This window comes from Clostridium sp. (assembly GCF_036660475.1).
Lineage (GTDB): Bacteria > Bacillota > Clostridia > Clostridiales > Clostridiaceae > Clostridium_J.
This window is the reverse complement of record NZ_JAVXAO010000022.1, coordinates 1-21,350: the sequence shown is the minus strand read 5'-3', so window position 1 is coordinate 21,350 and position 21,350 is coordinate 1. Positions and strand designations below refer to the sequence as shown.

Genomic DNA, 21,350 nt, shown 5'->3' with positions numbered 1-21,350 from the left:
TTAACGTGCGGTTTATTTCTTTCGAATTTACTTTTTGCCATTTCTTATTCCTCCTTAATTAGAAAACATTTTTATTTTCAATTGTTTAATGTAAACTTATCCACGTGTGTTGCAAAATAATTGGAGCTCATAACCGGGATTGAACCGGTGACCTCCACCTTACCAAGGTGACGCTCTACCTACTGAGCTATATGAGCATTCAATACAAAATATAATAATTATAAAATGTTTTTATCAGTTTCTTATTATAACGTAGTTTTATTAATTTGTCAACACGGTTTCACCTTTGTTCCAAACACTTTTCAAGTTTGCGCTTAACCCGTTGGAGAGCATTGTCAATAGACTTTGCCTGCCTATCCAAATCACTTGCAATTTCTTGATAAGACTTACCATCAAGATAAGAATTTAAAACTTCCATTTCTAATCTAGATAAAACTTCTTCCATCTTGCTTTCTATATTAGCCATTTCTTCTTTGTTGATTATTAATTCTTCTGGATCCGATACTTTTATACCAGATATTATATCCAGTAGCGTCCTATCCGATTCCTCGTCATATATTGGCTTATTTAGTGATATGTAAGTATTTAGTGGAATATGTTTTTGTCTAGTTGCAGTTTTAACTGCTGTTATTATTTGTCTTGTTATGCATAGTTCTGCAAAAACCTTAAAAGATGCCAACTTATTATCCTTGAAATCCCTTATCGCTTTAAACAGACCAATCATGCCTTCTTGATATATGTCTTCCTTGTCAGCACCAATCAAAAAGTATGACTTAGCTTTAGCTTTTACAAAATTCTGATACTTGCATAAGAGATACTCCAATGCTCTATCATCACCTAATTTAACCATAGCTACTATTTCTTCATCTTTTTTTCCTGTAAATATGGAGTTTAATTCATTATTGCCACTAATCTTCCCCAATAATATCCCCTCCAAAGCTTAAATGACCCTAATTAGAATTATACCTCAAAAAAAATTGTATAGTCAAGACATATTATCTACTTCGCCTTATCTTTTCTAGTTTTTCCGCACTCACACTATCTATAGATTCTGCAAATAAGTTTTTATTAGAGATGTTTTTGTTTTCACATTGTTTTGATATCTTTTTTTTTTCAGAATCAATCCAATTGTGGAACTCCAACGACGATACCCGATTTGCGCCTCGTTGAAAGATCAGTTGCTGCTCTAGAGCATCAGATGTAACCACATAAATCTCTGATTTCCTTCCAATGTTATTTACTATTCTCTCTATGTAACTATCTGCTGTTTCTTCATACTTTGTAAATACTACAATTAAATTCCCCATCTTTTCTTTTTTTTCAATACTTCCCTTTACCATATGTGCATCAAATACCAGTATTATTTTACACCCCATAAATGCAGAATAGTTGAGGAGTAAATCTATAAGTTTACTCCTTGCACTTTCATAGCTATATTCCTTTATATTCTTTAGCTCAGGCCAGCTACTAATTACATTGTATCCATCCACAAAAATCTGTTTCAACTCTATACCCCATTTATACTACACTAGTCTTTGTTTCAATATTTCATATGTTATCATCCCACAAGCAACAGATGCATTAAGAGAATTAACTTTACCAACCATTGGTATTTTTACCAGTACATCGCATTTTGATTTGGTAAGTTTTGAAATTCCTCTTCCCTCACTACCTATAACCAGTGCAACTGGTCCTCTAAGATCTGCATCATAGCAATACTTCTCGCCTTGCATATCTGCTCCATACACCCATATGCCTGATTCCTTTAACTTATCTATTGCAACATTTATGTTTGTAACTTTCGAGATTTTTATATGCTCTGTAGCTCCTGCTGAAGTTTTATATACCGTGGCAGTAACTCCTACATTTTTTCTCTTAGGTATTATTATCCCATGAACTCCACAAACTTCCGCTATCCTTATTATTGATCCGAAGTTATGCGGATCTTCAATTTCATCCAATACAAGTATTAATGGATCTTCGCCTTTTTCCTTTGCACTCATAAGTATTTCTTCTACAGTGAAATAGTTATACGGTGTTACTATAGCAATTACGCCTTGATGTGCACCAGTTTCAGTCATTCCATCTAATTTTGCTCTATCAACATACTTAACTACAACAGAATTTTCTTTAGCTAATGCAGTAACCACACTGATTGACCCCTTTGTATCTCCTTGAGCTATCATTATGTATTCTATGGTTCTACCTGATTTCAAGGCTTCAATAACTGCATTTCTGCCTTCAATCATATCTTCTCTCGAATTCACATTAATTTCTTCTGTTTTTGCTACCTCAGGCGTATTTTCACGTCTACGTGATGGATGTTCTCTTCTTACACTAGTTTTATCCATTTTAACTTCTTTTGAAAATGGATTGTCTCTTCTTACAATAACCTTACCATCTTCATCTCTCATTAAATTATTATCTCTTCTGTTCTTTCCAACACGTTTTCCTCTTGGACTATCTTTACTAATTGAGCTATTTTTATTACCGCTTCTTTTATCTTTCATCGTTTATCTCTCCTATAACCTAATTTTTTAATTCACTTCATTTTTTAATTACATGCTCTTATATTTTACTCTAACCTCTGCCGCTTTGCCACAAGTCATAGAACCTTCTGAGCAATTTCCTTTAACACAACTAGGTCCACACCCAGCGAATATATTCGGCGCTACCTTGCTTACCTCTCTTATCATACAATCTGCCAACTCTCTTATTTCCCATTGTGCCCTGCTACAGCATCTATGACTAAAGAAATGCATTAGTTCTCTAGCATTCATAGTTGCTATAATTTTAGTCGTACATGCATTAGGAAATACATATCTTGCATCTTCAATAGCTTCTTTTTCAGCTTTAGAATTTAATGCTTTCAACTGTTTTTCAGTAATTTCTTCACCACTAGTTTCATGCTTTTCTATTTGTTTTTTTATAATGGATGCTTTTAGAATATCTACGATTTTATCATAATCTTCTTGATCCTTTTTCATAGCATTTTCAAATATAGTCTTACATTCTTCATTGTTTTCTATTGATGGTGGAATTACATACTCAAAAGCACCTAATCTAACATACCTTTGGCTCTGCTGCGAATAAGATGCTACCCTATGCCTAACCAGTTGATGTGTTAAGCTTCTTGACACACCTTCTATGGCAAATGTAAAGCTTACATGCTCCATTGGTGAATAATGCCCATAACTAGATAGCATCTTTATAAACTTGCTAGTACCTTCTTCTGTTAATCCTTCACCAATTTCATCTATTCCAACAGCGCTATAACAAAGCTTAGCTGCTGACGCTACTACCACTTCAGGATTTGGAGTAAATTCTAAAAGTTTAACCTTTAACATTAATATCATCACCCATTTCAATAATTTTATTAAGCAGGTAATTTAATCTTTCATTTTTTCCTGCCATATATAAATATCCTATTACGGCTTCAAACCCTGTAGCCCATCTATACTCTGCTACATCAGCATTTTTAGGAGTACTAGACTTAGAGTTTCTTCCTCTTTTAAACACTGATAACTCATCATCTTCAAGGATGTCTAGAACTATTTTTGCAAAATTACTCTGTGCTTTTGCTTTAACATATCCTACAGTTTTTAAGTGTAATTGCTGTACCTTATCATTTTTGTTTTCAGAAATTAAATAAGTTCTAATGAAAACTTCATAAACTGCATCTCCTATAAAAGCAAGTGTAAGTGGATTTAATAAACTCGCCTGATTACAGTTAAATCTTTCTTTTAATAAATCAAATTCCATAAACTTCTCCTCAGAAATATAGTTCTTTCTTTCTAGTTACATATAATTATAGAATATATTCATCTTATTTCATAGCAAAATTTAATATAACAATATTATACTGCAATTATATCCTATAATTTTACATTATACTAATCAAATTTAATGCTATTCTAATTATCCCAAGCAACAGTGTATACTAAAATTTTAGATTACTCTTTAGAAATTCTTCTTTAACTCTCATTACTACATCTTTTGAACTAATTTCTTCCACATCTTTGTATTGTCTCAGTTTAAACTCAACTATATTCTCCATTATTTTTTTACCAACAGTTACTCTTATTGGTATTCCCATTAAGTCTGAATCCTTAAACTTAACTCCTACCCTTTCATTACGGTCATCTAAAAGTACATCTACCCCTATAGCTTTTAATTCATTATATATCTTTTCTGCATATTCCATCTGCTCAATATTCTTTGCATTTGCAGGTATTACTATCACCTTATAAGGAGCAATTTCCAATGGCCATATAATACCATTTTCATCATTATGCTGTTCAATTATAGCTGCAACAGTTCTGTTAATTCCAATACCATAACACCCCATTACTAATGGTTTTTCTTTCCCATTTTCATCTAAATAGTTCGCTCCCATAGACTCTGAATACTTAGTCCCTAGTTTAAATATATGTCCAACTTCTACACCTCTTTTTATAGTTATTTCACTACTACATTTAGGACACATATCCCCTTCTACAACACTTCTATAATCCCCTACTACACCACTAAAGTCTTTTCCATAATTCACATTGCAATAATGATATCCTGTATCATTCGCCCCAACTATAAAATTTTTCATAGATGCTACTTCTTCATCAACTAATAGTGAATCTACTTTTAATCCTATAGGTCCAGCAAATCCAATTTCCGCTGATGTAGCCTTTAAAACTTCAGCTTCCTGAGCTAAATTCATTTCCATAGCCCCTCCAACTGCATTTACAACTTTAGTTTCATTCAGTACTCTATCTCCTCTTATCATTACTGCTACAATTTTATCATCTATTTTATATATAAGAGTCTTTGCAAATTTCTTCTTGCTAGTTTCAAAAAAAGCAACTAACTCATCTATTGTTCTAATATCTGGAGTTTCGATTTTACTTAATTTTTTCTCTTCTTCAAAAATTACTTTCTCCAACTTAGCTGTAGCCTTCTCACCATTAGCTGCATACGTACATTTTGTACAAAATGCTATTTCATCTTCTCCTATATCAGACCTAACCATGAATTCCGCTGAACCGCTTCCACCCATAGCTCCAGAATCTGCCTCCACTGCACTAAATTCCAAATCACATCTAGTAAATATTTTGTTGTATGCCTCATACATTTTCAAATAAGATATATCCAACCCTTCATTATCTTTATCAAAACTATATGCATCTTTCATTATAAACTCTCTGGATCTCATAACACCAAATCTTGGTCTTCTTTCGTCTCTATACTTTGTTTGTACTTGATAAAGATTTAAAGGTAATTGTTTATATGATTTTATCTCACTTCTTGCAAGGTCTGTAAATATTTCCTCATGCGTTGGCCCTAGACAGAAATCTCTTCCATTTCTATCTTTTAACCTAAACATTTCCGGTCCAAACGCATCCCATCTTCCTGATTCTTGCCAAAAACTTGCCGGAATTAACGCAGAAGCCAAAAATTCTTGTGCACCTGCATCGTCCATCTCTTCTCTTACTATCTTCTCCACATTTCTTAATACTCTAACCCCACTTGGCATAAATGTATAAACTCCAGTAGCGGATTTTCTTATCATTCCTGACCTAATCATAAGTTGATGACTTTTTATTTCCGCTTCTCCTGGAACTTCTCTTAATGTACTAATTAACATATTTGATAATTTCATATCTACTTCACCTCATAAATTTTTTTTAATATTGTTTAATATATATTTATGTTTTTTTCAAAACATAAGCTTCAAAAAAAATAGAACCCGCCCTAATTAGGGCGAATTCTATCGCGGTACCACCTAAAGTTTTACTCAATTTAATAACGACTTTCACCGATAGCTAAGCTACTGCTCAGAAGCTGGTTCAAAACTTATGAAAATCTTTCAGCCTTAGAATTTTCTCTCTGTAAGTATGTTTTTACTATTCTTCATCATTGCATTTATATATTAACTTTTATAATTTATTATATATATTCTTATTTAATCCGTTTTAGGTTTAGCAAATATCATTCTCCCAGCTGCTGTTTGGAGTACAGATGTAACTACTACCACAATAGTTTCACCTATATATTTCCTACCTTCTTCTATTACAATCATAGTCCCATCGTCTAGATATGCAACGCCTTGCCCTGACTCTTTACCATCTTTAATTACCAGTGTCCTCATAACTTCTCCAGGTAATAATACCGGTTTCACAGCATTAGCTAATTCATTAATATTTAGTACTGGTACACCTTGTAATTCTGCAACCTTGTTTAAGTTATAATCATTTGTAATAACTTTTCCATTTAACAACTTTGTAAGTTTAAGAAGTTTAATATCCACCTCTTTAGTGTCTTTGAAATCACCATCCCATATGTCTACCTTTATACTTAACTCCTTTTGTATCTTGTTAAGTATATCTAATCCACGTCTTCCCTTTGTCCTTTTTAATGAATCTGAAGAATCCGCAATGTGTCTAAGCTCATCTAATACAAATGTTGGAATAACTAATGTACTCTCAACAAACCCACTTTGGCATATATCAAATATCCTTCCATCAATTATTACCGATGTATCTAATATCTTAGGATAAGATTTTTCACCCATAGCTTTTGCCTTACTTTCTTTACCACTTGTTGGTTTTTTCAAACTAGTAATTACATGTATAATTTCATCTTTTTTCCTTACGCATATATTTGCAAATAACACAGTAATTATCACTGTAACAATAACAGATATTACAGTAAATATAACTGATTCAACTCTGATTAGAGCGGATATTAATACTGATATAATAAGGCCAATCAGTGCTCCCCCACCTGCAAATGCAATGTCTATTATAGGTATTTTTTGCGCTGATTTTTCTAGATATTCCATACTTCTTATAATCCCACCATTTAAAAATGGTGATATGAAATAAAATATGAGTCCAATCAATATTATGCATAGCACTATAAATATAACCGAAATAACTGTAGATGTATTTATACCAAATCTAGATAAAAGTTCATTTGAAATTACCCAACCTCCTAAAACATATCCTAAAATTCCTCCTATTAAGGTAAATAAATATCTTAATATCTTCTTTAACATTCTAGCACCCCCTTCTATTTTATATTATCATTGTAATTATTTACAATTTAACTACATAATATCCCACTAAACTAAATATATATTATCATTCATTTCATTTCAATGGATTATTTGAATATTAACTAAAATTTGATTAACTGTATATAAATTTAACAAATAGAACCCCCATTTATTATTGACATACACTATATTAGTCAAGGTTTAATATATAATTTAGTTTTTCTCACTGCTCACTCATCCGTTTATAGTTAAAATATATTTCCAACTATGAAATTACCCCCTATGAATAATGATGATATTGATATATTATATATTTAAGGATATTCCCAGTAAGTAACTTTGTTTAGAAGGAGTAAATATTATGAAGGATCTAATATTTGATGAATTTCAAAATTCTGTAGATAGTTGTCTTTTAAGACATAAAAGTATACTTGACATCTTAAGTAAATTACAAGAGTCCCAAAGTAGAGTTAACAGATCCGTTGTTAAAGCTGTTACTAGCTGTGGGTGTGTTAAAATTAATGCTGAGAAACAAGGCATAAATTATTCTCTAAATGATGAAAGTTTAGATGATTTAAATCTAGATGATTTAGACATACCTCTTAATTCACATCTAGAAGGTTGTATTTGCGAGGGTTGTCGTAAAATAATTGAGCGTGAGATTGGTAATAACTTATTTTATGTTACTTCCCTATGTAATAGTTTAGACTTAAATCTGTATGATATACTTCTAACAGAATATAAAAATATAAAAACTTTCAATAAACTTAATTTAAGATAATCAGCTATAGCACAAATTTAATTTATTTGTGCTATATTTGTTTATCTAAAATAAATTGTTCTTTTAATCGTCTCAATCCATTTTTTATAGTTTTAGCCCGTGCCTCACCTATACCATCTACCAAATCCAATTCATCATAAGAAGCCTCCATAACACCTTGAAGTTCCCCAAAATGTTTTATTAAATTTTCTATTATAGATGTTGGTAATCTCGGAATCTTATTAAGAATTCTATATCCCCTCGTTGATATTAAATTGTCTACTAACGGAACTCCGGTATAACCTAATACTTTAGCAATTACATCGAGATCTAATAATTCTAATGAAGATAATTTTTCGATATTTTTATAAACTTCCTCATACTTATTAATATCATTACAATAATCCCTTATTAGCAATTTCCCATCCTGTTCAACACCTTTTATTAATTCTCCAAGTTGCATTGATATAAGTCTACCCTCATTACCAAGTTCACATATGTATGTTTCTATCTCACATACTATCCTCATTACCATTTCATTTCTCTGAATCGATGTAACCGCATCTAATAATGTAGATAAATACTGTAATTCTAGTAAGTTTAAATTACTCATAACCCTTTCAAGTACTATTTGATATTTCTCAAGAGTTTGAACGGCCTGATTTGCCTTTGCTAATACCTCTCCACTTTCCCTTAAAACATATTTTATATCTCCTTTGTAAATGGTAATTATATTTCTTCTTTGAGATATCGCTACTACAGTATCATCCGTTTGTTTTGCAACCCTCTGCGCAGTTCTATGTCTAGTACCCGTCTCCTGGGTAGTAATTGATGAATTCGGCATAAGCTGAGTATTTGCATATAGTATCTTTTTAAAATCACTACTTATAACTATAGCTCCATCCATCTTTGCAAGTTCATATATATATGCAGGTGTATATTCGGATTTTATTGCAAATCCACCATCTACCATATCTAATATAGCATCACTATCACTTAACACTATTAATCCACCAGTCTTTGCTCTTAAAATATTGTCCAATCCCTCTCGCAGTTGCGTACCTGGTGACATTATTCTTAAGATTCCCATAAGTTCCTTTTGTTCTTCTTCTCTCATATCTATCCTCCACTTAAGCTTACATCTATATTAAAAAATTTTCATTACTGCTTCTTTAACCGTTGTTACCCCAATTAAATTTACTGATTTATTCGTTATCTTAACCTTGTTTTTATTCGGTAATATTATATTCGTAAAGCCCATTTTTATAGCTTCATTTATTATCTTTTCTGCATGGGCTATCGGTCTAACTTCTCCAGTTAATCCAACTTCCCCTATAACTAAAAGATTTTCTAATTTTATTTCTTTGCTCTTAATGCTTGATATCAACGCTAATACTATTCCTAAATCTCCATATGTACCATCAATATTAAGTCCGCCTACTACATTTACATATACATCACAATTATAAAATGGTACTTTTAATTTTTTTTCGAGTACAGCCAGTATTAAACTTAATCTTTGGTTATCTACTCCAACAGCTGTCCTTCTAGGCATAATAGCCTTTGTTTCACTGGCTAAAGCTTGTATTTCTACAAGAATGGGTCTTGTTCCTTCTAATATTCCAATGACTACCGACCCCTCTTGCTGTATAGATTTTTCTTGTAAAAATACTGATGATGCATCTGTTACTTCTTCAAGACCACTTTCTCTCATTTCAAAAACTCCAATTTCGCTAGTAGTTCCAAAACGATTTTTAATTGTTCTAATTATCCTAAATTCTTGTGTTCTTTCTCCTTCAAAATAAAGCACTGTATCTACCATATGTTCGAGGACTCTAGGCCCAGCAAGTTCACCTTGCTTAGTTACATGCGCAACTATAAATAAAGGTATATTTTTAGTTTTACCAATTCTCATTAAATCATTAGTACACTCCCTAACCTGTGATACACTTCCCGGTGCAGAAGATATAGTAGATTTATATAACGTTTGTATTGAATCTATTATTATAAAAATAGGCTCCATATCCAATATATGTTCCTCAATTGTATCTATGTTGGTTTCTGAAACGATGTACAAATCCTTACATGTAGCCTTCAATCTTTCAGCTCTCATTTTTATTTGTTCTTCTGACTCCTCTCCTGATACATACAATACCTTTCCATATTTATTTGAAATATTACTAGCACTTTGAAGTAGTATTGTAGATTTACCTATACCTGGATCTCCCGAAATTAATGTCAAAGATCCTTTCACTAATCCCCCACCTATGACACGATTTAATTCTCCTATACCTGTGTCTAATCTTTCATATTCACTTGATTTAACATCCATGATACTCTTAGGTTTATTTCCTGAAGATAATGTCACTGCTCTATTGAAATTATTTACAACCTCATTTTTAATCTCTTCAGTCATAGTGTTCCATTTTTCACATCCTGGACATTTACCATACCACTTTGGTGCTTCATATCCACATTCATTACATACATATATTTTCTTTATTTTCGCCATATTGCACCTACATTCCTATATTTTTCTTAATTATATGTTTTCATTTATTTTATTTATCCTTACGTTTATATCCTTACATTAACTAGAAGTTTCTATACAATAAAAAACCACTTATTTTAAGTGGTTTAAGATTTTAAAAAGTCAATATTAAATTAATTATATACCTATTTTCTTGCAATGACAACGAAGTTATTAACTAGATTTAATAAACTTTAACTCCTCATCTTCCAATGTAACTTTTATAGAATCCATTTTTTTTAAGTTCCCATTTAAAATTTCATCCGATAGCTTATCCTCAATCATTTTTGTTATAGCTCTCCTTAGCGGTCTAGCTCCATATGAATTCTCTTCACCATGCTTGCTAATGAACTTTTTCGCCTCTTCTGTAAACGTTATTCTAATATCATTTTTCTTAGCTCTATAACAAAGATCACTTACCATTAAATCAACAATTTTAATCATATTTTGTTCTGATAATGTATGAAACACAATTATGTCATCAATCCTATTAAGTAATTCGGGTTTAAATATATTCTTTATATCTTCAAGTATTCCACACTTCATTCTTTCGTATTCATTCTCTTCAATATCATTATTAGTTTTCATTTTAAATCCAATATTTTTTTGCTTCTTAATCATATCTGTCCCTGCATTAGAAGTCATAATAATAATAGTACTTCTAAAATCTACCAATCTACCTTTAGAGTCTGTAAGCCTACCATCTTCTAATATTTGAAGCAATATATTAAATGTGTCTGCATGTGCCTTTTCAATTTCATCGAATAAAATAACAGAATATGGTTTGCGTCTAACTTGTTCTGTCAATTGCCCTCCATCTTCAAAACCTACATACCCTGGTGGTGCTCCTATGAGCTTTGATACTGAATGTTTTTCCATATATTCAGTCATATCTATTCTGATGATTGATCTCTCATCATCAAATATAGCTTCAGCTAAAGCCTTTGATAATTCAGTCTTACCCACACCTGTAGGACCTAAAAATATGAAGCTTCCTATAGGTCTCTTTGGATCTCTTAATCCAACCCTTGCTCTCCTAACTGATTTCGAGATAGAACTTATAGCTTCCTCTTGTCCTACAACCCTACCTTTAAGTATATTTTCAAGATTTAGAAGTTTTTCAGTTTCACTTTCTGTCAATCGCTCCACCGGTATTTTCGTCCAAGAAGCCAAAACTTTTGCAACTTCAGATTCATCTACAATTAACTTTACAACCTCTTCACTTTCTACTAATTTTCTTTTTTTTGATTTATACTCTTCTATTCCATTACTACCCCTAATAATATTCTCACTGCTAATAACTTCACACTGATTTTTGTGACTTAACACAGCTTTATACTCATAACTATTTATATCATTCCTAGATGAAATTCCTCCAATTCTGACTTTAGCACTTGCTTCATCAATTAAATCTATTGCTTTGTCTGGTAGATACCTATCTGATAAATATCTATCTGATAAATTCACTGCTGCCAATATAGCCTCATCTGTAATTGTAACCATATGGTGTTCTTCATACTTATTTTTTATTCCCTTAAGTATAGTAATCGCGTCATCTTTTGAAGGTTCTTCAACTATTATTGGTTGAAATCTCCTTTCAAGTGCTGAATCTTTTTCAATGTATTTTCGATATTCACCTATCGTTGTAGCTCCTATACATTGTAATTCTCCTCTTGCAAGAGCCGGTTTCAATATATTAGATGCATCAATTGCACCTTCAGCAGCTCCAGCCCCTACAATTGTATGAATTTCATCAATGAATAAAATTACATCATCACATCTACGCACCTCTTCCATTAAAGATTTTAATCTCTCTTCAAATTCGCCCCTATATTTTGCACCTGCAACCATGGATACCATATCTATGCTAATTAGTCTTTTATCTCTCAAATTCTCTGGAATATTGCCCTCTTGAATTTTCTGAGCTAGCCCTTCCACTATTGCAGTTTTGCCAACTCCTGGTTCCCCAATTAAGCATGGATTATTTTTAAGCCTTCTACATAAAATTTCTAACACCCTTTTAGTATCACTTTCTCTACCTATAACCGGATCTATTTTACCAACTTTAGCATATGCGGTCAAATCCTTCCCATACTTATTTAATATAGGTGTGCTATACTCTATTCTCTGCTTATTTTCTACAGGTTTTATATCTGTTTTTCTAATTGATTCTGATATATATATATCAGCACTAGATACTTCTTTATTTATGTATCCATCAGATAATTCTTTCATTAACCAATTAAAATCTATTTCCATTTTTTCAAGTATTGCATATGCTACGCTTTCTTCCCCTTTGATTATAGCTAAAAGTATATGCTCCGGAGATACATAATTTTCATTTAACGCTGTAGCCTCCACTAAACTATTTTCTATCAATTTTTTAGTCCTAGGAGTTAAATGTATTTCCTCAGCAGCAAATCCCCTACTTCCATATCCAATAATTTCTTCTATTTTGTTGTATATACCTAAGCTAGTCACTTTCATGGTTCCTAATAATTCAGCTGCGGTACCACCTTCCGATAATATTCCGAAAAGCACATGTTCAGTACCTACATATCCATGTTTAAATTCAATTGCCTTATCATGGGCATACATTAATACTTTTTTTGCCCTTTCATTATATTTATTAAACATTAATCCACCACCCCCATATATATTATCTATAGATTATATTTTGTCCATTTTAATCAATAACAAACATATTTTACATATTTGTTATTTAATATATTTATAAACATACATATTGGTTTTTATATTACTTCTCATATAATATAAATAAGGTGCTTTTCCTATTGGAAAAGCACCTTATTTATATACTTTCGGTCCTTGTATAATGTAGATATTGCATTATCATACTTTTTGTAATAATCTATTTTAATGCATTTTGACTCATAATATCGTATATTTACAAATGAATTGTCACCCATAGCTACATCGACCATTATATCACCCTTCATATAGCTAAAACCTTTAATTTTTTTTAATACCTGACTTATATTTTCTTTGTTTTTAATCATATATTCCCCTCCACTATACATGTTTGCTACACTCATTTAGTAATTATTCTATTTAAATTAAGTCTAAATTTGGTAAGTAACATTACATTCATCTGTGGATTGTTATACATTTATAATTAGCATATTATTTTAGAAGTTTAATTCTCTATCATCAATAAATCCATTAAATTGAGAATTATACAGCTTAGCATACATTTCTCCCTTAGCTAACAATTGATTATGATTTCCTCTTTCTAATATACCTTTATTCGTAATTACAACAATTTCATCTGCATTTTTTACAGTTGATAATCTATGGGCAACCACAATTGTTGTTCTCCCCTTTGATAATGTTTCTAAGGACTTTTGTATAATAAGTTCTGATGTATTATCTAACGCTGATGTTGCTTCATCTAATATTAATATAGGTGGGTTCTTTAAAAATACCCTTGCAATTGCTATTCTTTGTTTTTGTCCACCTGATAGCTTAACACCTCTTTCTCCTACATAGGTATCATATCCATCTTGAAGTGTCATAATAAAATCATGGATATTTGCATTCTTGGCCGCTTCGATTATTTGATCATCGTCACACTCTGGATTACCATAAAGTATATTATCTCCTATGGTTCCCGTGAATAAAAATACATCCTGTTGAACTATTCCTATATTTTTTCTTAGTGATTTTAATGTTACTCCTTTAATATCTTCTCCATCAATAGTAATTTTTCCTTCATTTAAATCATAAAATCTTGGAATTAAATGGCAAATAGTTGTTTTTCCACCTCCAGATGGACCAACTAGTGCTAAGGTTTTTCCTGCCTCTATCTTTAAGTCTACATTTGAAATAATATCAGTGGTCTCTTCATATTTAAATGTAGCATTTTTAAACTCAATTTCCCCTACTACAGTTTTAATCTCCTTAGCATTATCACTATCAGTTATATCCGATTGTGTATCCATTAACTCTACAAAACGTTTAAACCCAGACATACCTGACTGATATTGTTCTACAAATGATGTTAATCTTCTAATTGGTTGCATAAAATAGGCTACATATAAAAAGTAAGTAGCTAAATCAATTACATCAATATGACCCATGTATACAAAATATCCACCAAATCCTAACACAACTACATTTAGCATATCTACAAAAAATCGCATTCCTGACATAAATTCTGCCATGTATTTATATGCTGATGATCTACTACGTTTAAATTCGCTATTTCCTTCATCAAACTTGTCCATTTCAAACTCTTCATTTGTAAATGACTTTGCTACTCTAATTCCAGATATACTATTCTCAAGTTTGGTATTAACTAATGCAATTTTTTTTCTAACATCATAAAATGCATTAGACATCTTTATCCTTTTAGTCATTGTAAATACTATAATTATAGGAATACACGCAAATACTATTAATGTTAATTTAATATTTATATTGCATAACAATATAAATGAGCCTAAAAGCATTATTATTGAAATAAATACATCCTCAGGACCATGATGAGCAAGCTCTGATATATCCATCAAATCATTAACTATTCTCGACATTATATTTCCGGTCTTATTGTCATCAAAATAACTAAATGGAAGTGTTTGAAGATGTGCAAATACTTCCTTCCTCATATCATACTGAAGTCTTACTCCCATAACATGTCCCCAGTAATCTATTATATAATTTGCTATAAGTTTAACTACGTATAATAGTGCTAATACTAAAGTAAATATTATTATCACTCTCAAGTTCTTATTTGGAATTGCATCTTTTAATAAATAATTTGTGAACATAGGAAAAACTAAATCCATTGCTGCAACTAAAAATGCACATATCATATCTATAATAAATAGTGTTTTATGCGGCTTATAGTACGTTATAAATCTTTTTATCATTTTCATACCCCCATTTTTGTTTAATATACCAATTCATAAACAAGACCTTTCTATTAAATAGAAAAGTCTTACTAAATTACTTATTATTTTTATTCATGAATTCCTCTATATCATCTATACTTTTTATTATATGTGAAGAAAGATTTTCATAACCATCTTCTGTTACAAGAATATCATCCTCTATTCTAATACCAATATTCTCCTCTTCTATATATAATCCTGGTTCATCTGTAATAATCATACCTGGTTCAAGTATTACATTTCTTGGTCCAACATCATGAGTATCAAGGCCTAATGGATGAGCTACTCCATGGAAGTAATATCTGCTAAGTTCTTCATCCTCTTTAATTAATCCTATTTCTTTACATCCTTCAGCAAGTATTTTTTTAGCTATGTTTTGTAAATCTGTAGTACTTACGCCTGGTTTTACAGCCTTCATAACTTCTTCATTTGCCTTTAATACTATACTATATATCTGCTTCTGTCTGTCCGTAAACCTCCCATTAACAGGAAAAGTTCTACTTATGTCCGCATTATAATAATCATATTGAGCACCTAAGTCTAAAAGCATTAATTCACCATCTTTGGTTATAGTGTTATTATTTACATAATGAAGTATAGTCGCATTTTTACCTGCAGCGGCAATTGTTGGGAAAGCAAAATCTCTTACCCCATTTCTTTTTAATACGAAGTTAAAATAAGCTTCCACCTCATATTCTACCATCCCTGGTTTCACATTCTTCCACATTTCCTTTATTCCATCATAGGTTATATCGATAGCTTTTCTTATAACTTCAACTTCTTCATGACTTTTTACACTTCTGCATAATGCTATATCATGGTATATATTTTTCATTCTTAAATATGGATATTTATTAACTAAATTTTCAGCAAATTTCACAGATACTGTATCTGCTATATTAAATTCTTGCCTCTCTAAGTCTAAATATATATTTTCTACATTTAGTCTATTTAAATAACTTCCTACTTCACTCTCAAAATCCTTCAAATATTTAATATCAGTTATACCTGATATATCCTTTGCTTTCTCTTTGCCTATAGTTTCTCCAACCCACTTAACCATAACTGGATCACTTTCCTGAATATATAATAATTCTGATACCTTACCATTTGCTTTAACTATCATCATTATTACTTTTTCTTCATCTATTCCTGTAAGATAATAAAAATTCCTATTAGGAGTAAATATGTATTTCTCATCTGCCGATTTATATGGAGGTTGTCCCGCAAAGAAAATTGCTAATGAATTATCACTAAGCTTTTCTGCCAACCTCTGTCTATTCTTAATATAAAAATCCTTTTTCATAATCATTCTCCTTTTTTATAATATATTTATATAAAACTAAATTATATGCATAATTAATTGCATAAAAATTTCTGAATTAAAATTAGTACACTTAGATGCACTGGATAAAATGCATAAAATAATTTCTGAATTTTTTTACCTTCCATATTATTATATTTATGAATGAAAAACAAACTAAATATACTAGTCGCCTGTAAAAATACTCTAATGTTTAGAGTACCATATGGTGTTATAAGGTATTTAAATAATGAAATTGCATATATTGCATTTAAAATTATAAGCGCAATAGTTAACTTCATAAACTTATCTCTCCATATCTTAAAACATAAAATCATACAAACACCATAAATAGCATAATCAGTATTAAGTTTTTCTACTAAATAGAATATCAATGAAATAAGTATAATTTTAAATAAAATATTTAAGACATTCTCAATATTTTTAGATATTTTCTTATTGTATATTTCAAAATCTACAATAAACTTCTTATCCAAAACCATCATGGCAAATATTCCTGCGAAAAGTGTAAAGAATATATTTAATCCCTTAGTATCAAAAGCTAACATAAATGGAATTTGAGATATTATAGCCAAAATTATTAATCTAAATATATACCTTTTTAAATTTTTAGTTCTAAAATATCCTTCAGCAATTAAAAATGCAAATATAGGAAATGATAACCGGCCTATAACTCTTATCAATAAAACCTTCGGAAAAAATACTGCACCAATGTGGTCAATAAGCATAAGTATACACGCTAATACCTTAAGTGAAAATCCATCCATAAAACATTCCCCCCAATGATTATAATATCCCTTTATTCATTAAATTCCCTTACCTGATACTCATGATGTGATGTATCTGCACATTCTACTATGTTATGTCCTTCATCATCAAATTCTATTGTTGTAAGGCTTGTTTGCTTAATATACGGCTCTCCCCAAAACCCCTTTATATCTATATTCTCAAGTTTACAAAGTAATGCTTTTATTGGCATAGTATGTGTAACTATTAGTATGCTTTTGCCTTTATTTTCACTTACTATTTCGTTAACAACTCTATATACTCTATCAATCAATTCTTTAATAGTCTCACCCTCACCTATTGGTTCATATAGTTCAGGTCTATTCCAATAATTAAAATATTGACTATCTGACAATGCCTTTATCTCATTTTGAGTTAATCCTTGAAATTCTCCCAATTGAATTTCTCTCAATCCATCATGGTTTACAATTCTTATATTTCTATCTTTATTAACTATTTTTGCAGTTTCATATGCTCGCCCACTTGAACTAGAGTATATGTGATCTATTTTTACGCCCTCTAACCTATCTTTAAGCCACTCTGCCTGTTTAATACCTAGTTCTGTTAACGGAGAATCATTCCATCCCTGCATTCTACCTTCAACATTCCAAACAGTTTGTCCATGACGAGTCAAATATACAGTTGTTTTCATATTTTTCACCTATCCTAATCTAATAATACTGTCAACACAATTTTAATATAACTTTTATAAATATGCAAATATTTAGCTATCATTACAAGCTAAAAAATATGCAATATGTAAGAAGTTTGCCAAGTAACTAACCTCCTTTACAATTGCATATGTTTGATAATATTAATATAATGTTGACACTTTTTAATCAATCCCTATATCCTTTATAACTTTCATATTGATTAATATCAATCCATGTTGGGTTAGACTTAGTGTTAAAAAACAACTGATTTAACAACATCAAGTTATTATTCTCATGTTCAAAATTATGTTTAGCACCTTCATATTTTATATTATTATCTTCGTCTTTCAGCTTGAATGTAGTATGTTCCACTTTGTATTCCTCCTCTTTCTAAGATATTAAATTTATCGCTTTCTAAAATATTACATAACACCCTAGCATCCTCTTCTGTGGTATCATTCATTTCAATATGAAAATTATCAGAAGGCCCAATTACTCCCATATAGTCATGAATAGAGCTATAATCACTCAATCTAATTTTTCCACATATATTCATCTTATAATCTGACATAACAATCCCCCACCTCTAATTATTCATAATTTTCAATCTTATTTTTTACCATTAATTGCTGTTTTGATTTTTTATAGCTTAATAATAGGATAACCTTATTTAACAAAAATAAACCTGCAAGTAAAAAATATTTTCACTTGCAGGTTTATACTCTATTTTTATACTTCTCAAAATTAAGATTTTCTTAAAATAATATATACTACACCTTAATTTCTATGCTTCTTTTCTTATTTCATCTATTATTTTAGTTACTAATTCACTTGGAACTTCTTCATATCTTTCAAATTTAGCCCTAAATGCGCCTCTTGCACCAGTTAAACTCCTTAAATCTGTAGCGTAATTGTTCAATTCTGACTGAGGTACTTCACCAATAATTTTTTGACCCTTTACACCTGGTTCCATTCCAAGTATTCTGCCTCTTTTTTTATTCACATCAGCTATTACATCACCCATATAGTCATTTGGGACCTCTATTTCAACAGACATAATAGGTTCCAATAACACTGGGCAAGCCTCCTGTATTCCTTTCTTATATGCCATTGATGATGCAATCTTAAATGCCATCTCTGATGAATCTACGGGATGAAATGATCCATCATGAAGAGTTGCCTTTAATCTTATAACAGGATATCCTACAAGTACTCCATGAAGGATACATTCCCTAAGTCCTTTTTCTACTGCTGGAATATATTGCCTTGGAACTGCCCCGCCAACTACTGCATCTACAAATTCTAATTCTTCCTCACCGTCATTTCGAGGTTCAAATCTAACTTTTACATCTCCATACTGTCCATGTCCACCAGATTGCTTTTTATGCTTTCCTTGTACATCTGCAATCTTCTTTATAGTTTCTCTATATGGAGTTTTTGGTATTCTAAGATTAACATCTGCACCAAATTTATTTTTCAGTTTACTTGTTAGTACTTCCAAATGTGTTGAGCCTAACCCTGAAATCACAATCTCTGCATTTTCAACATCTCGTGAAATTGAAAATGTAGGGTCTTCTTCGAGTAATTTCGAAAACCCATTTGATATTTTATCTTCATCGCCTTTTGCATTTGGTACTACTGCTCTTGAATATACCGGCGCTGGAAAATTTATTCTTTCAAAAACTATAGGGTTCGTTATTGAGCATATTGTATCCCCCGTGCTAGTAAATTGTAATTTTGCTACAGCTCCTATATCCCCTGCTTTAATCTCTGTAGTTTGATACTGCCTCTTCCCTTTTAAAAAATATAGAGTTCCAAGCTTTTCATCTTTTTCTTTAGATGAATTATAAATGGTAGTATCTGATTTTGCCGAACCAGTAATAACCCTAAACATAGATAGTTTTCCTATGAAAGGATCTACTACAGTTTTAAATACTAGTGCTGAAAATGGCTCCTGCTCATTTATTCTTATTGTTACATTTTTACTATTTTTCAGTTCCTTAGCCATATATAAATTTGTTTCTATTGGTGATGGGAAACACTCCACGATATCTTCTAAAAGTGTTTCAACTCCTACGCTTGATATTGATGATCCACACATTATAGGGCATATCTCTCCCATAGATGCACTTTTAATTAAGCCATGATATATATCCTCTGCACTTAATTCCCCATCATTAAAATATTTCTCTAGTAATTCCTCATCAGTTTCAGCTATTGCTTCTGTAAGCATTTGCTTGCAAGCGTCTATTTTATCCTGTAATTCCTCTGGAATTTCTGCCTCTTCCATCTCATGGGTTTTTGGATTAAACATTCTAGCCCTATTAGAAATTATATTAACTATTCCTTTAAATCCATTTTCTTTTCCAATAGGATATTGTATTGGAACTACGGACATTCCAAATTTATCTTTAAGCTGGTCTAAAACTTTCTCAAAACTACTGTTTTCACGATCTAATTTATTTATAAAAATTGCCCTTGGTAACTTACGTTCAATTGCATAATCCCATGCCTTCTCAGTTCCAACCTCAATTCCAGCTACCCCACACACCGTTATCATTGCCATATCAATGGCACTTAACCCTTCTATTATTTCTCCCTCAAAATCGAAATATCCTGGCATATCCACTAAATTAATTTTTACATCTTTCCATTCACAATGGGCTACAGCTGTCGAAATTGATATTTGTCTTTTCTTTTCCTCAGTGTCATAGTCACTTACGGTAGTTCCATCTTCAACTCTCCCAACTCTATCAATTTCTTTAGTATGATATAATAGACTTTCCATTAAAGTTGTTTTTCCAGATCCACTATGTCCAATTATCCCAACATTTCTTAAATTATTGATTTTATACGCTTTCATAAGGCTTACCCCCTAAATTTAATTTGGATGTATTTTGTTATAAAATTGTAGTAAATAAATAATATATTCTATATAATATCCAATGTTTATTAAGTAGAATATTTAATCGAGTTATCATGACATTAATTTTTCAATATCACTCTTTCTTTATTTATATTTGTTAAATTAATTATTATTCTAACCTTATTAAAATATCTTATAACATGACTAATATAATTATTTAAATTTTCTAATAATTTACTTTGCATTTTATAATATTTTAATCTTTAAAAATGTAATATTATTATTTCTTTAATAAAAAAAAGATAATAACCCCCATAGCTACTATCTTTCTTAAAATATTAATAATTAAATACATTATTATTCAAAAAATAAAAAAAGATAATTATAAAAATTATCCATGTATCTTTATTCATTTTAAATGGCTCCGCGAAGAGGATTCGAACCTCCAACCTATCGGTTAACAGCCG

At 30.8% G+C, this 21,350-nt stretch carries 19 protein-coding genes and 1 tRNA gene; 1 reads left to right on the top strand and 19 read right to left on the bottom strand.

Features of this window, described 5'->3' with window-relative positions; genetic code table 11:
- Positions 1 to 121: 121 nt before the first annotated feature.
- The 8 genes from RSA29_RS18115 to RSA29_RS18080 form a co-directional block, all read right to left on the bottom strand.
- Positions 122 to 197, bottom strand: a tRNA-Thr gene (locus tag RSA29_RS18115).
- Between the two features lie 83 nt (positions 198 to 280).
- A complete protein-coding gene (gene sigH, locus RSA29_RS18110) occupies positions 281 to 928 on the bottom strand; it encodes an RNA polymerase sporulation sigma factor SigH (RefSeq protein ID WP_346934365.1) in 648 nt (215 codons plus the stop codon).
- 67 nt (positions 929 to 995) lie between these two features.
- Positions 996 to 1,505, bottom strand: a complete 510-nt coding sequence (locus tag RSA29_RS18105) for an NYN domain-containing protein (protein WP_346944258.1) — start codon at positions 1,503 to 1,505, stop codon at positions 996 to 998.
- A gap of 18 nt (positions 1,506 to 1,523) precedes the next feature.
- Entirely contained in the window at positions 1,524 to 2,249 is a 726-nt protein-coding gene (gene rlmB / locus RSA29_RS18100; protein ID WP_346934364.1) for a 23S rRNA (guanosine(2251)-2'-O)-methyltransferase RlmB, read from the bottom strand.
- Positions 2,250 to 2,558: 309 nt separating this feature from the next.
- Positions 2,559 to 3,347 carry an FAD-dependent thymidylate synthase gene (gene thyX / locus RSA29_RS18095; protein ID WP_346934362.1) on the bottom strand — a complete coding sequence of 263 codons (789 nt, stop codon included), beginning with the start codon at positions 3,345 to 3,347 and terminating at the stop codon, positions 2,559 to 2,561.
- Positions 3,334 to 3,762: a ribonuclease III domain-containing protein gene (locus tag RSA29_RS18090; protein WP_346934361.1), complete on the bottom strand. Its 429-nt coding sequence runs from the start codon at positions 3,760 to 3,762 to the stop codon at positions 3,334 to 3,336. Before RSA29_RS18090 ends, thyX begins: the two co-directional genes overlap by 14 nt.
- Positions 3,763 to 3,940: 178 nt before the next feature.
- Positions 3,941 to 5,653, bottom strand: a complete 1,713-nt coding sequence (locus RSA29_RS18085) for a proline--tRNA ligase (protein ID WP_346944257.1) — start codon at positions 5,651 to 5,653, stop codon at positions 3,941 to 3,943.
- Positions 5,654 to 5,956: 303 nt separating this feature from the next.
- A complete protein-coding gene (locus RSA29_RS18080; protein ID WP_346944256.1) occupies positions 5,957 to 7,051 on the bottom strand; it encodes a PIN/TRAM domain-containing protein in 1,095 nt (364 codons plus the stop codon).
- A gap of 361 nt (positions 7,052 to 7,412) precedes the next feature.
- Between RSA29_RS18080 and RSA29_RS18075 the strand changes: the two genes are divergently transcribed.
- Positions 7,413 to 7,832 (top strand): DUF1573 domain-containing protein, encoded by a 420-nt coding sequence (locus tag RSA29_RS18075; RefSeq protein WP_346934358.1) that lies wholly within the window; start codon positions 7,413 to 7,415, stop codon positions 7,830 to 7,832.
- 31 nt (positions 7,833 to 7,863) lie between these two features.
- Here RSA29_RS18075 and disA read toward each other — a convergent pair whose 3' ends face one another.
- The 11 genes from disA to fusA form a co-directional block, all read right to left on the bottom strand.
- Positions 7,864 to 8,928 carry a DNA integrity scanning diadenylate cyclase DisA gene (gene disA, locus RSA29_RS18070; RefSeq protein WP_346934357.1) on the bottom strand — a complete coding sequence of 355 codons (1,065 nt, stop codon included), beginning with the start codon at positions 8,926 to 8,928 and terminating at the stop codon, positions 7,864 to 7,866.
- Between the two features lie 30 nt (positions 8,929 to 8,958).
- Entirely contained in the window at positions 8,959 to 10,323 is a 1,365-nt protein-coding gene (gene radA, locus RSA29_RS18065) for a DNA repair protein RadA (RefSeq protein ID WP_346944255.1), read from the bottom strand.
- A 192-nt stretch (positions 10,324 to 10,515) separates the two neighbouring features.
- Positions 10,516 to 12,978, bottom strand: a complete 2,463-nt coding sequence (locus tag RSA29_RS18060; RefSeq protein WP_346944254.1) for an ATP-dependent Clp protease ATP-binding subunit — start codon at positions 12,976 to 12,978, stop codon at positions 10,516 to 10,518.
- Positions 12,979 to 13,133: 155 nt separating this feature from the next.
- On the bottom strand, positions 13,134 to 13,361 hold the full coding sequence (locus RSA29_RS18055) for a hypothetical protein (protein ID WP_346934354.1): 228 nt from the start codon (positions 13,359 to 13,361) through the stop codon (positions 13,134 to 13,136).
- 129 nt (positions 13,362 to 13,490) lie between these two features.
- Positions 13,491 to 15,233: an ABC transporter ATP-binding protein gene (locus RSA29_RS18050; protein ID WP_346944253.1), complete on the bottom strand. Its 1,743-nt coding sequence runs from the start codon at positions 15,231 to 15,233 to the stop codon at positions 13,491 to 13,493.
- 76 nt (positions 15,234 to 15,309) lie between these two features.
- A complete protein-coding gene (locus RSA29_RS18045; RefSeq protein ID WP_346944252.1) occupies positions 15,310 to 16,560 on the bottom strand; it encodes an aminopeptidase P family protein in 1,251 nt (416 codons plus the stop codon).
- A 53-nt stretch (positions 16,561 to 16,613) separates the two neighbouring features.
- Complete coding sequence (locus RSA29_RS18040; protein WP_346944251.1) at positions 16,614 to 17,345, bottom strand: TraX family protein; 732 nt, start codon at positions 17,343 to 17,345, stop codon at positions 16,614 to 16,616.
- A gap of 32 nt (positions 17,346 to 17,377) precedes the next feature.
- Positions 17,378 to 18,016 (bottom strand): histidine phosphatase family protein, encoded by a 639-nt coding sequence (locus RSA29_RS18035; protein ID WP_346944250.1) that lies wholly within the window; start codon positions 18,014 to 18,016, stop codon positions 17,378 to 17,380.
- A gap of 187 nt (positions 18,017 to 18,203) precedes the next feature.
- The gene (locus RSA29_RS18030) at positions 18,204 to 18,389 is read right to left on the bottom strand and encodes a hypothetical protein (RefSeq protein WP_346944249.1); all 186 of its coding nucleotides are present in this window, start codon (positions 18,387 to 18,389) and stop codon (positions 18,204 to 18,206) included.
- Positions 18,352 to 18,588, bottom strand: coding sequence for a hypothetical protein (locus tag RSA29_RS18025; RefSeq protein ID WP_346944248.1), 237 nt, complete (start codon positions 18,586 to 18,588; stop codon positions 18,352 to 18,354). Before RSA29_RS18025 ends, RSA29_RS18030 begins: the two co-directional genes overlap by 38 nt.
- 213 nt (positions 18,589 to 18,801) lie before the next feature.
- Entirely contained in the window at positions 18,802 to 20,880 is a 2,079-nt protein-coding gene (fusA, locus tag RSA29_RS18020; protein WP_346944247.1) for an elongation factor G, read from the bottom strand.
- Positions 20,881 to 21,350 lie beyond the last annotated feature (470 nt).

Excerpts from the sequence above, each read along its gene's own strand:
- radA (WP_346944255.1), bottom strand. The coding sequence starts at position 10,323 with ATGGCGAAAATAAAGAAAATATATGTATGTAATGAATGTGGATATGAA.
- thyX (WP_346934362.1), bottom strand. The coding sequence starts at position 3,347 with ATGTTAAAGGTTAAACTTTTAGAATTTACTCCAAATCCTGAAGTGGTA.
- RSA29_RS18035 (WP_346944250.1), bottom strand. The coding sequence starts at position 18,016 with ATGAAAACAACTGTATATTTGACTCGTCATGGACAAACTGTTTGGAAT.
- RSA29_RS18045 (WP_346944252.1), bottom strand. The coding sequence starts at position 16,560 with ATGAAAAAGGATTTTTATATTAAGAATAGACAGAGGTTGGCAGAAAAG.
- RSA29_RS18040 (WP_346944251.1), bottom strand. The coding sequence starts at position 17,345 with ATGGATGGATTTTCACTTAAGGTATTAGCGTGTATACTTATGCTTATT.
- fusA (WP_346944247.1), bottom strand. The coding sequence starts at position 20,880 with ATGAAAGCGTATAAAATCAATAATTTAAGAAATGTTGGGATAATTGGA.
- disA (WP_346934357.1), bottom strand. The coding sequence starts at position 8,928 with ATGAGAGAAGAAGAACAAAAGGAACTTATGGGAATCTTAAGAATAATG.
- RSA29_RS18050 (WP_346944253.1), bottom strand. The coding sequence starts at position 15,233 with ATGATAAAAAGATTTATAACGTACTATAAGCCGCATAAAACACTATTT.
- RSA29_RS18060 (WP_346944254.1), bottom strand. The coding sequence starts at position 12,978 with ATGTTTAATAAATATAATGAAAGGGCAAAAAAAGTATTAATGTATGCC.
- RSA29_RS18080 (WP_346944256.1), bottom strand. The coding sequence starts at position 7,051 with ATGTTAAAGAAGATATTAAGATATTTATTTACCTTAATAGGAGGAATT.
- RSA29_RS18085 (WP_346944257.1), bottom strand. The coding sequence starts at position 5,653 with ATGAAATTATCAAATATGTTAATTAGTACATTAAGAGAAGTTCCAGGA.
- rlmB (WP_346934364.1), bottom strand. The coding sequence starts at position 2,249 with ATGATTGAAGGCAGAAATGCAGTTATTGAAGCCTTGAAATCAGGTAGA.
- RSA29_RS18025 (WP_346944248.1), bottom strand. The coding sequence starts at position 18,588 with ATGTCAGATTATAAGATGAATATATGTGGAAAAATTAGATTGAGTGAT.
- RSA29_RS18055 (WP_346934354.1), bottom strand. The coding sequence starts at position 13,361 with ATGATTAAAAACAAAGAAAATATAAGTCAGGTATTAAAAAAAATTAAA.
- RSA29_RS18075 (WP_346934358.1), top strand. The coding sequence starts at position 7,413 with ATGAAGGATCTAATATTTGATGAATTTCAAAATTCTGTAGATAGTTGT.
- RSA29_RS18090 (WP_346934361.1), bottom strand. The coding sequence starts at position 3,762 with ATGGAATTTGATTTATTAAAAGAAAGATTTAACTGTAATCAGGCGAGT.